We start from the raw sequence: 15,579 nt of genomic DNA, 5'->3' as shown, positions 1-15,579 counted from the left end.
TGGCACCGCGCCTCCCGTCTGCAGGTCGTCGCCTCAGCCCTGCGGCGGCGAGTACAGCTGCAGGTCGTTGCCCTCACTGTCCTTGAACGGGATGATCTTGCCCCACGGGTGCTCGCTGACGTCACCCGCGAAGTCGACGCCCTTGGCCTTGAGATCGGCGACCTCGTCCTCGATGCTGCCGTCCGGCTGGAACGAGACGACCGCGCCGCCGTCGCTCGACGGGCTCGCCGACTCCCGACCGTTCAGGCCGATGAGCAGCCCGTTCGCGTCGATCTCGCTCCAGTCGTCGTCCTCGCTCTTCACCGTCAGGCCGAGCGCGTCGCGGTAGAACGCGACCGCGCGCTGCATGTCACTGACCGGTACCCAGACCGCTGCCACTCCGCTTGCCATGGTGTTCCTCTCGTCGTGCCGTCTCGTACCCGGCCGACGGTAGGTCGCGTGGTTGCGTGCGGGCACAGGCGGGGTGGTGTCCCAGTGCTCGGGTGGCAGTGTGGGCGGTGACGACGGGAGCAGCGCATGGCTGGTGTGACGCACGTGGTGCTGGTGCAGTGGGACGCAGCGCGGGACGGGGTCGGCGAGCACGCCGTGCAGGCGGATGCGCTCTGCCGTGACCACCTGCCCCGCATCGACGGAGTGGAGTCGGTGCACTCCGGACCGAGCATCAGCACCGAGGGCCTCGAGGGCGGGTTCGACTGGATGCTCACCGTGCGCTTCCGTGACCGCGAGGCGCTCGCCGGGTACCTGCCGCATCCGGAGCACCGTCCGGTCGCCGACCACATCGGCGCCGGCAGCAGCCGTGTCGTCGTGTTCGACGTCGAGGACTGAGCCGGGCTGCTCGTGAGCGTCGAGCTGCAGGGTGAGGGTCGCGACGAAGGTTGTCCTGAGCTACCGTGGAAGCACGACGGGCCGGTTCTCGGGACGTCGCCAGCCGAAGGCCCCGTCACCGGGGCCTTCGTTCTTCCTCGACGGAGTCGTCGGCATCTCCGTCGGGCGTCCACGTCTCCCGGTGGATGACTGCCGGTGCGATCGCGGCCCACTGCTGTGCAAGCGTCCTGCGAGCTGCCGGGTGCGGATTGTGGACGCGCTCTCGGCGGTAGTGCACGTAGACGGCGAGGTCCACGACCTGCAACCCGTCGGCGAACCGGGAGCACGCGAAGTTGATCGGGGACGAGATGTTCCGGAGCCTGGACGACTGCGAACCCGGCGTGCCGAACTCCTGGTAACCGGCGAACGCGCGCTGGTGTTCTGCCTGCGTCGCGATCTCGTCGGCGACGACGATCGCCTGCTCCCCGTCGCCGCTCGCACCCGTGTAGCGATCGACCTCCTCGAGGACGTGCCCGAAGGCGACTGAGTGCGGAGTACGGGCATCGTGGGACCGGGCGCCGAGCTGTGCAGTGTCCACTCCGCACAGGACGTACCGGACTCCGCAGTCGAGTGCAGCTCGGAGGACCGCCAGGGAGATGCCCGCAGCCTCACGATGCCTGCCTCGCAACGATCGCCACGAGCCGGCGCCGCCCATGAGTTCGTGGCCGTGGAACTCGATCGCCGGATCGGTCCCGTGTTCGAGAGCGGTTCGCCTGCGGACTTCCGACAGCCGCTCCGCGACGAGGTCCCACTGGTCGAGCGTGGCGATCGCCGCAGCGACGTAGTACCGATCTCGGTCGTACGACTCGTCCACGTAGGCCACCAGCATCGGACGAGCCTGACACGTGGCACGCGTCCGCGTTCAGCCCTGTGGATGCGGCATGCGGAGCGGGATCACGCAGGCTGAGCGGTCTCTGATCTGCGCGGGCCGCGTGTGCCGGGCACGGGCGGCTCTCCCTGGGACGATGGGTGGATGAGCACCGAGCCCGAGCGCCGCCGCAGGAGGGCCGACGTCGTCGGCATCCTCGAGCCGAACCCCCACCCGCTGGCGACCGTCACGATCGGCATCGGGGCCGTGGTCGTGCTGACGGTGATCGGGTTCTTCCTCGGTTCGGTGGACGCGGGGCTCGCGAAGGCGTTCAACACGCTGCACACCGGTGCGCTCGGTGCGTTCACGACGGCGGTCTACCACGTCATCAGCCCGGTGCCGGCGATCGCGATCACGTTCGTCGTCGCTGGCGTCATCTGGTGGCGGGCACGGGACCTCCGACCGGCCCTCGGATTCGGCATGACGATCGCGATCACGTGGCTGCCGTCCGCCGTCGTCAAGGAGATCGTCCACCGCGCCCGGCCCGACGTGGCGCTGCTGCCGCACCCGTTCCCCGTCCAGCCCGACCCCGGGTACCCGAGCGGGCACACGGTCTACATCACGGCGTTCGTGATCGCGCTCGTGTGGGTCGTCCGCGAGACGCGGTGGCACCAGGTCGCCCGGGTCGCCGGTGTCGTGGCGATCGTGGTCGTGTTCCTCTCGGTCTCGATCGACGCCGTGCACTACCCGACGGACGCGGCGGCCTCGATCCTCTGGGCGCTGGCGGTCGCGCCGGCGGCCCGGGTGGTGTGGGTTGACTGGGCGATGCCCCGCATCCCGTTCCTCCGCCCGCGCGAGGGTGCCGCGGTACCGCTCGGGCGCCGCCACTGAGCGGCGCACGGCCCCGCGACCCCACGCCGCTACGCCCGGCTGCGCTGCGCTGCTACGCCCGGCTGCGCTGCGCTGCGCTGCGCTGCGCTGCTACGCCCGGCTGCGCCGCGCCGCGCTGCGCTGCGCTGCTACGCCCGGCTGCGCCGCGCCGCCACGAGCGCGACGACGGCGACCACGGCGGCCGCGAGCATGACGACCGCGAGCGGCGCCGCCGTGTCCTCGCCCCCGATGCTCACGAGCGGCGACACGAGCGCCGCGAGCCCGAACTGCAGGGCGCCGAGCACGGCCGAGGCGCTGCCCGCGACCCCGGGGACCGCGCCGAGCGCCAGCGCCGTCGCGTTCCCGAGCACGAGGCCGAGCGACCCGACCGCCGTGAAGAGCGGCACCGCGAGCCAGAGGACGGGCGCCCCGGTCACGACGAGCAGCGCGAACGCCACGGTGGACGCCACCACGAGGGCGATGCCGAGCGTCAGGACGCCCTCGACCGAGCGGGTCGCGGTGAGCTTCGCCGACAGGATGCTCACGCCCATCAGCGCGAGTGCGTTCAGACCGAAGGCGAGCCCGTAGCCGACGGTGTCGAGCCCGAGCATGCCCTGGTACAGGAACGGTGACGCCGAGATGTACGCCATCATCACCGCGAACGCGAAGCCGAAGACCGCGGTGTAGCCGACGAAGGTCCGCGACCGCAGAGCCCGCAGCGGGGAACCGGACGCCACGCGCTCGGCCCGGAGCGCGTCACGCCGCGAGCGCAGGTGCGTCTCCCGCACGACGGCGAGCACGGCGACGAGCATCAGCACCGACAGGCCGAGCACGATCGTCAGCAGTCCGCGCCACCCGATCGGTCCGGTGAGCAGACCGCCGAGGAGCGGTGCCACCACGGGCGCGACCCCGCCGACGATCATCATGAGCGAGAAGGCGCGGGCGGCGGGCCTGCCGGTCGCCAGGTCGGAGATCACGGCGCGGCCGATCACCATGCCGGCCGCCCCGCCGAGGCCCTGCAGCAGCCGGGCGACGACGAGCACCGCCACGTTCGGCGCGAGCACCGCTGCGGCGCTCGCGAGGACGCAGAGCGCGGCGCCGGCGAGGAGCGGGGGCACGCGGCCGAAACGGTCCGACAGCGGCCCGAACACGAGCTGCCCCGCGGTCACGCCGACCAGGAACGCCGTCAGGGTGAGCTGCACGGTCGTCGCCGAGGCGGACAGCTCCGTGGTCATCCGCGGGAACGCCGGCAGGTAGAGGTCGGTCGCGAAGGGGGCGACCGCGCTGAGCAGGCCGAGAACGAGCAGCAGGGGAGTCGTGATGCCCGTGGGGCGGGTGGAGGGCGTCGCCGTGGTGGCGCGGATGGATCCGGTGTCCGTCGTCATGGTTATGAAACCATAACTCACTGTCGCTGGACGGTACAGTGACGACATGGCACCAGCGGTCTCCGATGACGCCCTCGCCGAGTTCGCCGACGTCGTCCTGCGCATCGGTCGCGAGGTCGACCCGCACGGCCCGCATGCGCTCGACATCGTCCCGCTGACCGGCACCGAGGCGCTCGTGATGCGCTGGGTGCACCGGAACCCCGGCGCCTCGCCGAGTGCCGTCGCCGAGGCCACCGCCCTGCAGCGCAGCAACTGCAGCGTCGCGCTCCGCGCCCTCGTCGCGAAGGGCATGGTCGAGCGCCGTACCGACCCGGACGACGCCCGGACCGTGCAGCTGCACCCCACCGCCCTCGCCCACGACAGCATCGCGCGGTTGCACGCGCACTGGGCCGAGCGGCTCCGAGCCGCCCTCGGCGGCGACGAGGACGGCATCGACGTCGCCGCCGACCTGCTGGCGCGCATCGACGACGGCCTGCGCCGCGGCTGACGTCGGTCTGGAGGCGCGTGGCGGGCCCGCCACGCGCCTCCAGACCGTCACCAGCTGCGTCCCGACGGGTCCCGCGTGCCGTCCGGACGGGCTTGGTACCCTGGGGGGACACAACAGCAAGCAGTGTGTATCTACCGGCCGTCGGCCCCACCGACGGACAGCGGCGGCACCCGATGGGCCCGCCGCCGGACCAGGCCGGGCCCCAGAAGGCACACCCCCTCATGCTCCAAGCCCGACGCTCCGACGCGTCCCTCGTCTCCTTCGCCGGTCGGTGGTACTTCCCGATCGCGTTCATCGCCCGTCTGCCCTTCGCGATGATGGTCGTCGGTGTCCTCACCCTCGTCGTCGCGTCCCGTGACTCCGTCGCCCTCGGTGGCATCAACTCCGCCTTCGTCGGGATCGGCTCGGCGATCTTCGGACCCCTCGTCGGTGCGGCCGCCGACCGCTTCGGCCAGCGGGCCGTCCTCGTCCCGGTCGGACTCGCGAACGCCGTCCTGCTCGGCGTCCTGCCGATCGTGGTCGCGAGCACCGCGCCCGACCTCGCGGTCCTGGCGATGTCGTTCCTGATCGGCGCGACCGCACCGCAGGTCGCCCCGATGTCCCGCACGCGACTCGTGGCGATCATCCGCCAGCGCATGTCCCCGGCACGCCGCGACAAGGTCTTCAGCGGCACGATGGCGTACGAGTCGGCCGCGGACGAGACCGTCTTCATCGTCGGACCGTTCCTGGTCGGCCTGCTCGCGAGCACGATCGCGCCGTGGGTGGCCGTCGCCGGTGCGTCGGCACTGACCTTCGTCTTCGTCACCGCCTTCGCGCTGCACCCGACCGGCGCCCTCGTCGTCGGTGGGCCGGCACAGGAGACGCGCGCACCGGCCCGGCAGCTGCTCCGTCCGCGACTCCTCGTGGTCGTCGTCGGGATCCTCGGCATCGGACTCTTCTTCGGGTCGACGCTGACCTCGCTGACGGCCTTCACGGAACAGCACGGCGAGGCGTCCCAGGCCGGCCTGCTGTACGGCGTGATGGGGATCGGGTCCGCCGCACTCGCACTCGGATCGGCGGCGTTCCCGCAGCGGTTCGGTGTCACCTGGCGCTGGCTCGTGTTCGGGGTCGTGCTGCTGGGCGGCGCGATCGCCTTCAGCCGAGCGGACTCCGTCGTGGCGGTCGTCCTCGTGCTCGGTGTCATGGGCATCGGTATCGGCCCGACGCTCGTCGCGCAGTACAGCCTGGGATCGGACCGGTCGCCCGTCGGCCGTTCGGCGACCACGATGACGATCCTCGGCTCGGCGGTCATCGTCGGACAGTCGGTCGCGTCGGCCGTAGTCGGCGAGGTCGCCGAGCGTGCGGGCACCGGTGCCGCGATGGCGTTCCCCGCGTACGCTGCCGCGCTGGTCGTCGTCGCCGCCGTGGCGGACCTGCTGCTCGCCCGCCGCGAGGACGCTCCGGCGGCCGCGACCGCCTGAGCCGGTCGCCGCGCGCCGTCGGTCGCCGCTCGGTGCAGGCTGGACTGCATGCGCATCCTCGTCCTCGGCGGCACCGCCTGGCTCGGCCGGACCGTCGTGCAGCACGCTTTCGACACCGGCCACGACGTCACGTGCGTCGCGCGCGGCTCGGACGTCCCCACCGGCGCTCGACTCGTGCGGGCCGACCGGGACCGCGACGACGCCCTGACCGGGGTCGCCAGCGAGCGATGGGACGCGGTCGTCGACGTCTCCCGCACCCCGGAGCACGTCCGTCGCGCAGCCCGTGACCTCGAGCCCGTCGCCGACCGGTACGTCTTCGTGTCGACCGTGAGCGTCTACGCCTCGCAGGCCGAGCGCGGTGCCGACGAGCACGCCGCCGTGCTCGAGCCGTCGGACGACCCCGCCGACTACGGCGCCGCGAAGGTGGCGTGCGAGCGTGCGGTCCTCGACGCCTTCGGCCCCGAGCGTGCCTCGGTCGCGCGGGCCGGACTCGTCGGCGGACCGGGCGACCACACCGGACGTTCCGGCTACTGGCCGTGGCGGTTCGCCCGTGCAGCCGAGAGCGGCCGCGCGGTGGTGGTCCCGGCGCGCACGGATCGACCCACCTCGGTGATCGACGTCCGCGACCTGGCGGGATGGCTCGTCGGAGCGGCCGAGGGCCGACGAGCGGGTGTCCACGACGTCCCCGGCGAGGTCGTCACGCTGGGGCAGCACCTCGAGGAAGCACGGGCCGCAGCGGGCGTGGACGTCCCGGTCGTGGCGCTCGCGGACGAGGTGCTCCTCGCGCGCGGGGTGGCGCCCTGGGTGGGGGAGCGGTCCCTGCCGCTGTGGATCCCCGACGACGACCACCAGGGCATGAACGACCGACCGGCAGACCGCGCGCGTGCGGCAGGCCTGACACGGAGGCCACTCGCCGAGACGCTGGCGGACGTGCTCGCGTGGGAGCAGCTGCAACCGGTCCACCCCCACGGCGCGGGCCTCTCGGACGACGACGAGGTTGCGGTCCGCGCCGCCGGGTGACTCAGTCCTCGGTGTCGTCGACCAGCAGGTCCTCGTGCCGGTAGTCGTTCGACCGCAGCCCGGCACGCGCGATCATGTGCGTCGACACCGGCACCAGGAAGAGCTGGAACACGAGCACCGGCAGCACGACCCAGAACGCCGTCCAGGTCCACACCGCCACGACGATCGCGGCCAGGGCGAGCGCCAACCCGAGCACCTGCGGCTTCGCCATCGCGTGCAGCCGGACGAGGGGGTCCCGGAACCGGACGATGCCCACGGCGGCGCCGAACGACAGCCCCGCGGCGAGGAGCATCAGCACGAGGGCGATCCACGCACGGACGCCGGCCCCGTCGACGAAGGACTGCAGGATCTCGATCACTTCGACTCCTCCTCGGCGGCGTGCTCCGGCGTGGTCACGTCGATCCCCTCGTCGGACGGGTCCGACGAGGGCGTGACGATCCGTGCGACGGCGATGGTCGCGAAGACGCTCGTCGCCGCGATGACGACCAGCACCGGGACGCCGGTCAGGTCGCGCCGGACCACCATCGCCGCGGCGATCACCACGAGCGCGGTGGTGAGCACCATGTCGGAGCCGATCATCCGGTCGAGGATCGTCGGTCCGCGGACGATCCGCCCGACGGCCAGCGCGAGCGTGGCGCCGAGCAGGACGAGCACGAGCGCGATCCCGACGGCCATGACGACGACCGCGGCGCTCACCGGGTCACCTCCGGCAGCGGCTCGGCGAGTTCGGAGACGTCCTGCTTCGACCCGATGGCGCGGATGACGAGCTCCTCGATGCGTGCGACGGTCCGCCGCTCCTGGTCGACCTGCTCACGGCGCTCGGTGTCGAGCACGTGGATGAGCAGGCGACGGCGGGGGAGGTCGACGTCGGCGACGTACGACCCGGGCACGAGGGAGATCGCCAGGGTGGCGAGCGTGAAGGTCATCTCCGACGTGGTGTGCAGCTGCACGAGCACGATCGAGCTCTGCCGGACGCCGCGCGGTCGGACGGCCGCCCAGGCCACCCGGAACGAGGCGACGACGACGTGCCCGGCCCACACCACCAGGAACCACAGTGCGCGCGGCAGCGAGAACCGCTTCGACAGGGGGACGGGCGGCAGCGGGAGCAGCTGCGTGACGAGGAGCGCGACGACCACGCCGCACAGCAGCGTCAGGACGCTCCAGGATCCCCACAGCAGCGCCCAGAGCACGGTCAGTCCGGCGACGAGCGGCACGTCGTAGCGCCAGGCGAGGGCGATCCGTCGGGCGTTCGAGATGCGGCGGGTGTCACTCATCAGCGCCTCCGTCCGTGCTGCCCAGGACGGCCTGCACGTATCGGTCCGGCGACTCGAGTGACTCCGCTGCGCGGGTCGCGTAACCGTAGAGCGGACCGGCGACGACGGTGAGCGCGACCGACCCGAGGACCGCCACCGTCGTGACGGCGACGAGCATCCGGGGCAGCGGCGTGTGCACCGACGGCTCGACCGCGGGGGTCTGGCCGGTGGCCGGACCGGAGGCACTGCTCGCGTGCGCCGCTTCGGTGACGGTGGTCGAGCCTCCCGGGTGGTACGCCTCGCCCGTCTCCTCGGAGACGGTCAGCGGCGCCGGTTCCGGCGACCGCAGGTGCGCGTGCGGCTCGGCCGTGCTGGCGTGCGGTGCCGCCGCCTCGGCGGCCGGCTTGGGCCGCCAGAAGGCGGCGTCCCAGACGCGCATCAGTGCGTACAGGGTGAGGAGGCTCGTCACCACGCCGGCGCCGACCGTCACCCAGGCCATCGGGGAGCCGTCCTCGGCCGCGGCGCGGAACAGGCCGAGCTTGCCGATGAACCCGGAGAACGGCGGGATGCCCCCGAGGTTGAACGCCGGGACCAGGTAGAGCGCGGCGAGGAGCGGTGCGGCCTTGAGCAGCCCGCCGAGCGACCGGGTCGAGGTCGTGCCGCCCACGCGTTCCATCACCCCCGACACCAGGAACAGCGTGGTCTGCACGACGATGTGGTGCACCGTGTAGAACACGGCCGCGGCGGTGCCGACGACGGAACCGAGCCCGACGCCCATCACCATGAAGCCGATGTGGCTGATGAGCGTGAAGGACAGCAGTCGTTTCACGTCGGTCTGCGACACGGCCCCCAGCACGCCGACGATCATCGTGAGCACCGCGACCACGAGCAGCACCGTGTTGAGCTGTGGTCTCGGGAAGATGATCGTCTCGAGCCGGATGATCGCGTAGATGCCGACCTTCGTGAGGAGTCCGGCGAACACCGCGGTGACCGGGGCCGGTGCGGTCGGGTACGAGTCCGGCAGCCAGAAGGCGAGCGGGAACACCGCGGCCTTGATGCCGAAGGCGATGAGCAGCATCGTGTGGAGCAGGAGCTGCACGTGCTCGGGGAGCCCGGCGACGCGCTCCGAGATCTGCGCGATGTTCACGGTGCCGGTCGCGCCGTAGACCAGGCCGATGGATGCGAGGAACAGCGCCGAGGCGATGAGGCTCGTGATGATGTACGTCGTGCCGGCGCGCACGCGCTGCTCGCTGCCGCCCAGGGTGATGAGCACGTAGCTCGCCACCAGGAGCATCTCGAACGCGACGTAGAGGTTGAACAGGTCGCCCGCCAGGAACGCGTCGAGCACTCCGGCGGCCAGCACCAGGTAGGTCGGGTAGTAGATCGTGACGGGGGCGTCCTCGTCGTCGGCCGCGAGTCCCTGGCCGATCGAGAAGAGCAGCACGAGCAGGAGCACGCTCGCGCTCACGGTGAGGAGCAGGGCGCTCAGCCGGTCGACGACGAGCGAGATGCCGTACGGTGCCTGCCACCCGCCGACCTGCACGACGATGGTGCCGTGCTGGTCGACGAGCACCATGAGCGTGGCGGCCACGACCACGGCCACCGCGAGCACCGCGACCGTGATGGCCCGCTGGAGCTTCTGGTGCCGCAGGAGGCCGAGCGCGATGGCGGCGCCGAGCAGCGGGACGAGGACGAGCAGGGGGACGAGCCAGGTCATCGCGAGGCCTCCTCGTTCTGGACCGCTTCGGGGTCGGTGTCGATCTCGGGGTCGTCGTCCGCGGGATCGTCGTCGCGGTCCTTGCCGATCGCGACGTCGGCCTCGTCGACCTCGACCTCGTCGGCGCGGGACAGCTTCCACGAGCGGTGGATGAGGGCGAGCAGGAACGCGCTCACCGCGAAGGTGATGACGATCGCGGTCAGGGCGAACGCCTGGGGGAGCGGGTCGGTGATGCCCTCGGACGAGCCGCCGATCGGGGGCTTGCCCGCCGCGCCGGACATGATGAGCAACAGCAGGTTCAGGGAGTTGCCGAGCAGCAGGAACCCGAGCAGCATCCGGGTCAGCGACCGCTCCAGCAGCAGGTACACGCCGCACGAGAACAGCACCGCCATCGCGATGACGAGGACCAGGGTGATGGTCATACGGCACTCCCCTCCGGGGTCGCGGCGGCGGCGTTGTCGTCGACGTCGCCCTCCGTGGTGTCGGTGATGCGCGCCCGCGAGTCCTCGAGCCGTTGCCGGTCGACCTCGGCACCGAGGCTCCGGAGCACGTCGAGGACGAGCCCGACGACCACCAGGTAGACCCCGATGTCGAAGAACGTCGCGGTGACGAACTCGACGTGCCCGAGCACGGGGACGGTCGCCTCGAAGAACGCGGAGTACAGGGCCTCCTTCCCGAAGAACAGCGGGACGATCGCGGTCGTGGCCGCGGTGGCGACGCCGAGGCCGAGCAGGCGACCGGCGCGGACGGGCGCGGCGGCGCCGAGCTCCGCGGGACCGCCCGCCAGGTACCGACCGGCCAGCGCGATGCCGGCGACGAGTCCGCCGGCGAAGCCGCCGCCGGCCGTGTTGTGCCCGGCGAAGAGCAGGTAGAGCGAGAGCACGACGAGGCCGTGGAAGAGCAGGCGGACGACCACGTCGAGCAGGGCCGAGCGACCGGTCGGGATCGCCGCGCTCGTCGGCAGCCAGGCGCGGGGCTCGCCGTCCGGGCGGTGCTTGTCGCTCGTCACGGTCGCCGGCAGGTCGCGCAGCCGCGGCAGGGTGTCCTCGCGCGAATCGAGGAAGATCAGGCTCGCGACACCCGTGGCCGCGGCGACGACGACGGTCAGCTCACCGAGCGTGTCCCAGCCGCGCAGGTCGACGAGGGCGACGTTCACGACGTTCAGGCCGTGACCGAAGGACTTCGTGAGCGCCGGGATGTCCGGCCAGATCGGGGTGCTGTTCCGTGCCGAGGCCGCGACGACCACGACGACGGCCAGGGTGGCTCCCGCGAGGCCGGCGAACAGGGCCCGCACGATCCGGAAGCGCGACGGGTTGGCCGTGGCGATCCGCGGGGGGAGCCGGCGGAGCACCAGCACGAACGCGATCAGCGTGACGGTTTCGACCACGAGCTGGGTGAGCGCGAGGTCGACCGCACCGTGCAGGACGAAGAGCACGGACATCCCGTAGCCGGTGACGCCGACGAGCACGGCGGCGGCGAACCGGGTCTTCGCGGTCAGCACCGCGATCGCGGCGACGGCCATCACGGCGACGACCGGCACCTGGCCCCACGAGTCGGCGAAGCGCACGCGGAACGCCCACGGGCCGCCGAGCACCAGGTTCGCCAGGGCGCCGGCGACGAACACCGACAGGATCACGGTCAGGTAGTAGGGGAGCGACCCGCGCTGGACGCCGGCCGTGAGCCCGGTCGCCAGGCGGTCGAGCCCACGCATGGTCTTCCGGTAGGTGTCGGCCGCGCTCGGTGACCCGGAGAGTCGGTGCTGCAGGGCCTCGACCCGGCGTCGTGCCAGGAACAGGAGGACGCCACCGACGAGCGTGATCGCGGAGAGGCCGAGCGCGGGCTCCAGGCCGTGCCAGAGCGCCAGGTGCGGGACCTCGCCCTCGGGCAGCGCCGCGGCGGTGGCAGCGGGTTCGAGGCCGTGCGCGACGACGGGCGTGAGCAGGCCGAACGCGAGTCCGGCGACGGCGAGGACGGACGGCACGACACCGAGTCCGTGCAGGCCGTGCGGCTCGGTGTCGGCCACGCCGGACTTCCGGGCGAACGTGCCCCAGAGGAAGCGGAGCGAGTACGCGACGGTGAGGAGCGAGCCGAGGGTCACCCCGACGAGTGCGATCCACGCCCAGGCCGCCTGCGGTCCGTGGAGCTCCTCGACGAAGCCGGTCAGGACGGCCTCCTTCGCGACGAAGCCGATCGTCGGCGGGATGCCCGCCATCGACGCGAGCGCGAGGACGCTGACCACGACGAGCCACGGCAGCTTCCGCCCGAGACCGCTGAGCTTCCGGAGGTCGCGGGTGCCGGTCGCGTGGTCGACGGCTCCGACGACCAGGAACAGCGTCGACTTGAATGTGGCGTGCGCGACGAGCAGGGCGACCCCGCCCAGGGCGACGGCCGGAGCGCCCCACCCGGCGGCGAGCACGAGGAAGCCGAGCTGCGCGACCGTCCCGTAGGCGAGCAGCAGCTTCACGTCGGTCTGGCGCAGCGCGCGGTAGCCGCCGATGAGCATGCCGAGCACACCGAGCACGGTGATCGTCTCGCGCCAGCCGGTCAGCAGCGCGAACGCCGGGGCCAGGCGGGCGACCAGGTAGATGCCGGCCTTCACCATCGCCGCGGCGTGCAGGTACGCGCTGACCGGGGTCGGCGCCGCCATCGCTGCCGGGAGCCAGAAGTGGAAGGGGACGATCGCCGACTTCGTCAGGGCGCCCAGGAGCACGAGGACCACCGCGACCGGCACGAGCGGCCCCGGACGCTCGACGAGCTCCGGTGCCTGCGCGATGATGCCCGACAGGCTCGTGGTCCCCGCGGTCACGGACAGGGCGACGAGTCCGGCGAGCATCGCCAGCCCGCCGGCGGTCGTGACGACGAGGGCCTGCATCGCGGCGGCACGGCTCGCGCGCTTGTCGGCGTCCTGCCCGATGAGCAGGTACGAGAAGACCGTCGTGGCCTCCCAGAGCACGAAGAGCACGATCACGTCGTCGGCGACGACGAGGCCGTACATCGACCCGGCGAAGGCGGTCAGGACGGACGCGAACCGGCCCAGTCCGGGCTCGTCCCGCTCGAAGTACGACGCGCAGTAGACGAGCACGAGCGCACCGACGACGGAGACCACCAGGGCGAGGACCCACGACAGGGCGTCCATCCGCAACGACAGCGCCAGGTCGAGCTCCGGGATCCACTGCCACCGGCTCGTGACCCCGCCGTGGAGTGCGGCGTCGCTCTGGGCGATCGTCAGCACCGCGGCGGCGGCGGGGGCGAGGGCGGCGACGTAGAACACGCGGCGCCCCATCAGCGGGGTCAGGGCGGGGACGATCAGGGCGACGATCGCGAACGCGACGAGGACGGAGACCATCGGGCACCTCCTCGGGGTCGGGCTGCAGTCCGGCTCACTGGGCCCTCACAGCCTACGGAGAGGCGGATGGCAACTTCCTGAGCGACCGGACAGCCGGAGCGAGCGTTCCCTCCACTCTGCTCCGCGTCCGGCCTCAGCGACCGTGCGCCCGTGCCGGGATCTGCGTCGCGAGCTTGCCGCCGGAGACGTCCAGCAGTGTGCCCGTGACGTAGGCGGACGCGTCGCTCGCCAGGAAGACCAGGAGGTCGGCGACGTCGTCGGGCGTCTCCCACCGCCGGAGCGACAGGGTGTCGAGCAGCCGGTCCTGCTCGGCCTGCGGCATCTCGGCGAACCCGTTCATCGCGGTCGGCACCATGCCGGGCGCGTAGGCGTTCACGGTGATGCCCCACGGGCCGAGCTCCGACGCCAGCACGCGGGTGAACGAGACCACCGCGGCCTTCGACGCCGCGTAGGCCGCGCTGCCGACGCTCGGCACGATCGCCGCGAACGACGCGGCGTTGACGATCCGCCCGCGCCCGGCCGCCTGCATCACCGGCGCGACCGCCTGGCTGACCAGGAAGGTGCCCCCGAGGTTCACGTCCATGCACCGTCGCCACTCGTCCCAGCCGAGCTCGGCGACGGTCCCGGTGACGTTGATGCCCGCGTTGTTGACGAGCACGTCGACGGTGCCGTGCCGGCGGACGACCTCGTCGACGGCCGCACGCACGGAGGCCGGGTCGGCGACGTCGCAGACGACACGGTCGACGCCGTCGTCACCGGCGTCGTCGAAGGCGAGGTCGAACGCGACGACGCGGCACCCCTCGGTGGCGAACCGCGCCGCGAGTGTCCGGCCGATCCCCCGGCCGGCTCCGGTGACGACCACCACGCGGTCGGTCAGGTCGAGGTGCATCGTCGCTCCCGTCGTCGGTCTGTCCCGGCAACGGTGGGCGCCCGTGCCTTGAATCGTCATACTATTCGAGCATGACGGCGAAGGTGCTCTGGATCACGGGTGGCGGCAGCGGGATGGGGGCGGCGAGCGCGGTGGCCGCAGCCCGTGACGGGTGGACGGTGGTGCTCAGCGGGCGTCGCCGGGACCTACTCGAGCAGGTCGCGGACGAGGTCCGCGCGGTCGGCGGGACGGCGGACGTCGTGCCGCTCGACGTGACGGACGGCGACGCGGTGCCCGCAGCACGCGACGCCGTGCTCGGACGGCACGGCCGGATCGACGGCCTGGTGCTGGCAGCCGGGCTGAACTCGCCGGCGCGACGGTGGGACGACCAGTCGCTCGCCGACGTCCGCGCCGTCATCGACACGAACACGACCGCCGTGGTGGCGGTGGTCGACGCTGCACTGCCGGCGCTCCGGGACGCGGGCGGTGTCGTCGTGGTGGTGTCGTCCTACGCGGGCTGGTCCTTCCAACCCGGTGCCGGTGTCGCGTACTCGGCGAGCAAGACCGCCCTCGGCTCGATCGTCCGGACGCTCAACCAGCAGGAGGCCGAGCACGGCGTGCGGGCCACCCACCTGTGCCCGGGCGACGTCGCGACGGACTTCCTGGACCAGCGTCCCGAGGTCCCCGACGCGGCGGCGCGCGCTCGGATGCTGCAGCCCGACGACGTCGGCCGCACGGTGGCCTTCGTGCTCGCGGCGCCGGCCCACGTCCGCATCGACGAGCTCGTCCTGTCGCCCGTCGCGCAGCGGTGACGAGCGCCTTCGACCGGGTGCTCGACGGGATCGGGACCGCCGTCGTCACCGGCACCTTCGCGCCGGGGAGCCGTCGGAGCACCGACGACCTGGTGGCCTGGTCGGGCGCGAGCCGCAGCATCGTCCGTGAGGCGGTCCGCGTCCTCGTCGCGCTCGGCATGCTCAGTGCGCGCCCCCGCGTCGGCGTGGTCGTCGCCCACCCCACGGACTGGGACGTCCTCGATCCGCTGGTCGTCCGCTGGCGGCTCCGGGGGCCCGACGCGGCGCAGGTCTCCGTCGAGCTCCGCGAGCTGCGGGTCGCCGTGGAACCGGCAGCGGCCGCCGCGGCGGCCCGACGAGCACCGCTCGAGGACTGCGCGGCCGGACGGGAGGCGCTCCTCGCCACCGCGGACGAGCTCGCGTCCGCCGCGGCCGAGGACCGCCGGGTCGACTTCACGATCGCGGACGTCCGGCTGCACTCCCTCGTGCTGGAGCTGTCCGGCAACGCGCTGTACCGACGGCTGCACCGCGTCGTGGGGGAGGCGCTCCGTGAGCGCGGGAGCATCCGGCCGGACCGCCACGACGTCGGGCTGCACGTCGCGCTCGTGCAGGCGGTCGTCGGGGGTCGGTCGGACGAGGCCGCCGACGTGATGCGCGAGATCGTGCGGCGCACCGAGCACCGGCCGGGCCCGGACCTGGGATGATCGTGG

The 15,579-nt window shown here is 72.6% G+C and carries 17 protein-coding genes; 7 read left to right on the top strand and 10 right to left on the bottom strand.

Annotated features, from left to right (window positions below; translation table 11 throughout):
* Positions 1–33: 33 nt before the first annotated feature.
* A complete protein-coding gene (locus ACIP6W_RS04470; protein WP_400428457.1) occupies positions 34–390 on the bottom strand; it encodes a VOC family protein in 357 nt (118 codons plus the stop codon).
* Positions 391–516: 126 nt separating this feature from the next.
* Between ACIP6W_RS04470 and ACIP6W_RS04465 the strand changes: the two genes are divergently transcribed.
* Positions 517–825, top strand: coding sequence for a Dabb family protein (locus ACIP6W_RS04465; protein ID WP_081984546.1), 309 nt, complete (start codon positions 517–519; stop codon positions 823–825).
* A 115-nt stretch (positions 826–940) separates the two neighbouring features.
* Here the strand turns inward: ACIP6W_RS04465 and ACIP6W_RS04460 are convergent, their stop codons facing one another.
* Complete coding sequence (locus tag ACIP6W_RS04460; RefSeq protein ID WP_251160000.1) at positions 941–1,693, bottom strand: DUF3800 domain-containing protein; 753 nt, start codon at positions 1,691–1,693, stop codon at positions 941–943.
* A gap of 144 nt (positions 1,694–1,837) precedes the next feature.
* On the opposite strand from ACIP6W_RS04460, the gene ACIP6W_RS04455 reads away from it, so the two are divergent.
* Positions 1,838–2,563: a phosphatase PAP2 family protein gene (locus tag ACIP6W_RS04455; protein WP_251159999.1), complete on the top strand. Its 726-nt coding sequence runs from the start codon at positions 1,838–1,840 to the stop codon at positions 2,561–2,563.
* 128 nt (positions 2,564–2,691) lie between these two features.
* Here ACIP6W_RS04455 and ACIP6W_RS04450 read toward each other — a convergent pair whose 3' ends face one another.
* The gene (locus ACIP6W_RS04450) at positions 2,692–3,927 is read right to left on the bottom strand and encodes a multidrug effflux MFS transporter (RefSeq protein WP_400428454.1); all 1,236 of its coding nucleotides are present in this window, start codon (positions 3,925–3,927) and stop codon (positions 2,692–2,694) included.
* Between the two features lie 46 nt (positions 3,928–3,973).
* On the opposite strand from ACIP6W_RS04450, the gene ACIP6W_RS04445 reads away from it, so the two are divergent.
* From ACIP6W_RS04445 to ACIP6W_RS04435, 3 genes are all read left to right on the top strand, one after another.
* On the top strand, positions 3,974–4,414 hold the full coding sequence (locus ACIP6W_RS04445; RefSeq protein ID WP_251159998.1) for a MarR family winged helix-turn-helix transcriptional regulator: 441 nt from the start codon (positions 3,974–3,976) through the stop codon (positions 4,412–4,414).
* A 221-nt stretch (positions 4,415–4,635) separates the two neighbouring features.
* Positions 4,636–5,874 (top strand): MFS transporter, encoded by a 1,239-nt coding sequence (locus tag ACIP6W_RS04440; RefSeq protein ID WP_251159997.1) that lies wholly within the window; start codon positions 4,636–4,638, stop codon positions 5,872–5,874.
* A gap of 48 nt (positions 5,875–5,922) precedes the next feature.
* Positions 5,923–6,894 carry an NAD-dependent epimerase/dehydratase family protein gene (locus tag ACIP6W_RS04435; RefSeq protein WP_400428452.1) on the top strand — a complete coding sequence of 324 codons (972 nt, stop codon included), beginning with the start codon at positions 5,923–5,925 and terminating at the stop codon, positions 6,892–6,894.
* 1 nt (position 6,895) lies between these two features.
* On the opposite strand, the gene ACIP6W_RS04430 is transcribed toward ACIP6W_RS04435, so the two are convergent.
* The 7 genes from ACIP6W_RS04430 to ACIP6W_RS04400 form a co-directional block, all read right to left on the bottom strand.
* A complete protein-coding gene (locus ACIP6W_RS04430) occupies positions 6,896–7,252 on the bottom strand; it encodes a monovalent cation/H(+) antiporter subunit G (RefSeq protein ID WP_081984549.1) in 357 nt (118 codons plus the stop codon).
* Positions 7,249–7,590 (bottom strand): sodium:proton antiporter, encoded by a 342-nt coding sequence (locus ACIP6W_RS04425; RefSeq protein WP_209684378.1) that lies wholly within the window; start codon positions 7,588–7,590, stop codon positions 7,249–7,251. Before ACIP6W_RS04425 ends, ACIP6W_RS04430 begins: the two co-directional genes overlap by 4 nt.
* Entirely contained in the window at positions 7,587–8,168 is a 582-nt protein-coding gene (locus ACIP6W_RS04420; RefSeq protein ID WP_066651579.1) for a Na+/H+ antiporter subunit E, read from the bottom strand. The genes ACIP6W_RS04425 and ACIP6W_RS04420 overlap by 4 nt, the downstream gene beginning before the upstream one ends.
* A complete protein-coding gene (locus ACIP6W_RS04415) occupies positions 8,161–9,864 on the bottom strand; it encodes a Na+/H+ antiporter subunit D (protein WP_251159995.1) in 1,704 nt (567 codons plus the stop codon). The genes ACIP6W_RS04420 and ACIP6W_RS04415 overlap by 8 nt, the downstream gene beginning before the upstream one ends.
* Positions 9,861–10,286 carry a Na(+)/H(+) antiporter subunit C gene (locus ACIP6W_RS04410; RefSeq protein ID WP_209684376.1) on the bottom strand — a complete coding sequence of 142 codons (426 nt, stop codon included), beginning with the start codon at positions 10,284–10,286 and terminating at the stop codon, positions 9,861–9,863. Before ACIP6W_RS04410 ends, ACIP6W_RS04415 begins: the two co-directional genes overlap by 4 nt.
* Positions 10,283–13,210 carry a Na+/H+ antiporter subunit A gene (locus ACIP6W_RS04405; RefSeq protein WP_066651585.1) on the bottom strand — a complete coding sequence of 976 codons (2,928 nt, stop codon included), beginning with the start codon at positions 13,208–13,210 and terminating at the stop codon, positions 10,283–10,285. Before ACIP6W_RS04405 ends, ACIP6W_RS04410 begins: the two co-directional genes overlap by 4 nt.
* A 133-nt stretch (positions 13,211–13,343) precedes the next feature.
* Positions 13,344–14,099 (bottom strand): SDR family NAD(P)-dependent oxidoreductase, encoded by a 756-nt coding sequence (locus ACIP6W_RS04400; protein WP_251159994.1) that lies wholly within the window; start codon positions 14,097–14,099, stop codon positions 13,344–13,346.
* 71 nt (positions 14,100–14,170) lie between these two features.
* Here ACIP6W_RS04400 and ACIP6W_RS04395 point away from each other — a divergent pair, with 71 nt between their 5' ends.
* Together ACIP6W_RS04395 and ACIP6W_RS04390 are read left to right on the top strand one after the other, a co-directional pair.
* A complete protein-coding gene (locus ACIP6W_RS04395) occupies positions 14,171–14,890 on the top strand; it encodes an SDR family oxidoreductase (RefSeq protein ID WP_251159993.1) in 720 nt (239 codons plus the stop codon).
* Positions 14,887–15,573 (top strand): FadR/GntR family transcriptional regulator, encoded by a 687-nt coding sequence (locus ACIP6W_RS04390; RefSeq protein WP_066651590.1) that lies wholly within the window; start codon positions 14,887–14,889, stop codon positions 15,571–15,573. The genes ACIP6W_RS04395 and ACIP6W_RS04390 overlap by 4 nt, the downstream gene beginning before the upstream one ends.
* The last annotated feature ends 6 nt before the right edge of the window (positions 15,574–15,579 follow it).

It is taken from the genome of Curtobacterium sp. NPDC088465 (assembly GCF_044753165.1).
Classification (GTDB): domain Bacteria; phylum Actinomycetota; class Actinomycetes; order Actinomycetales; family Microbacteriaceae; genus Curtobacterium.
This window is presented reverse-complemented; position numbering and strand designations above follow the sequence as displayed.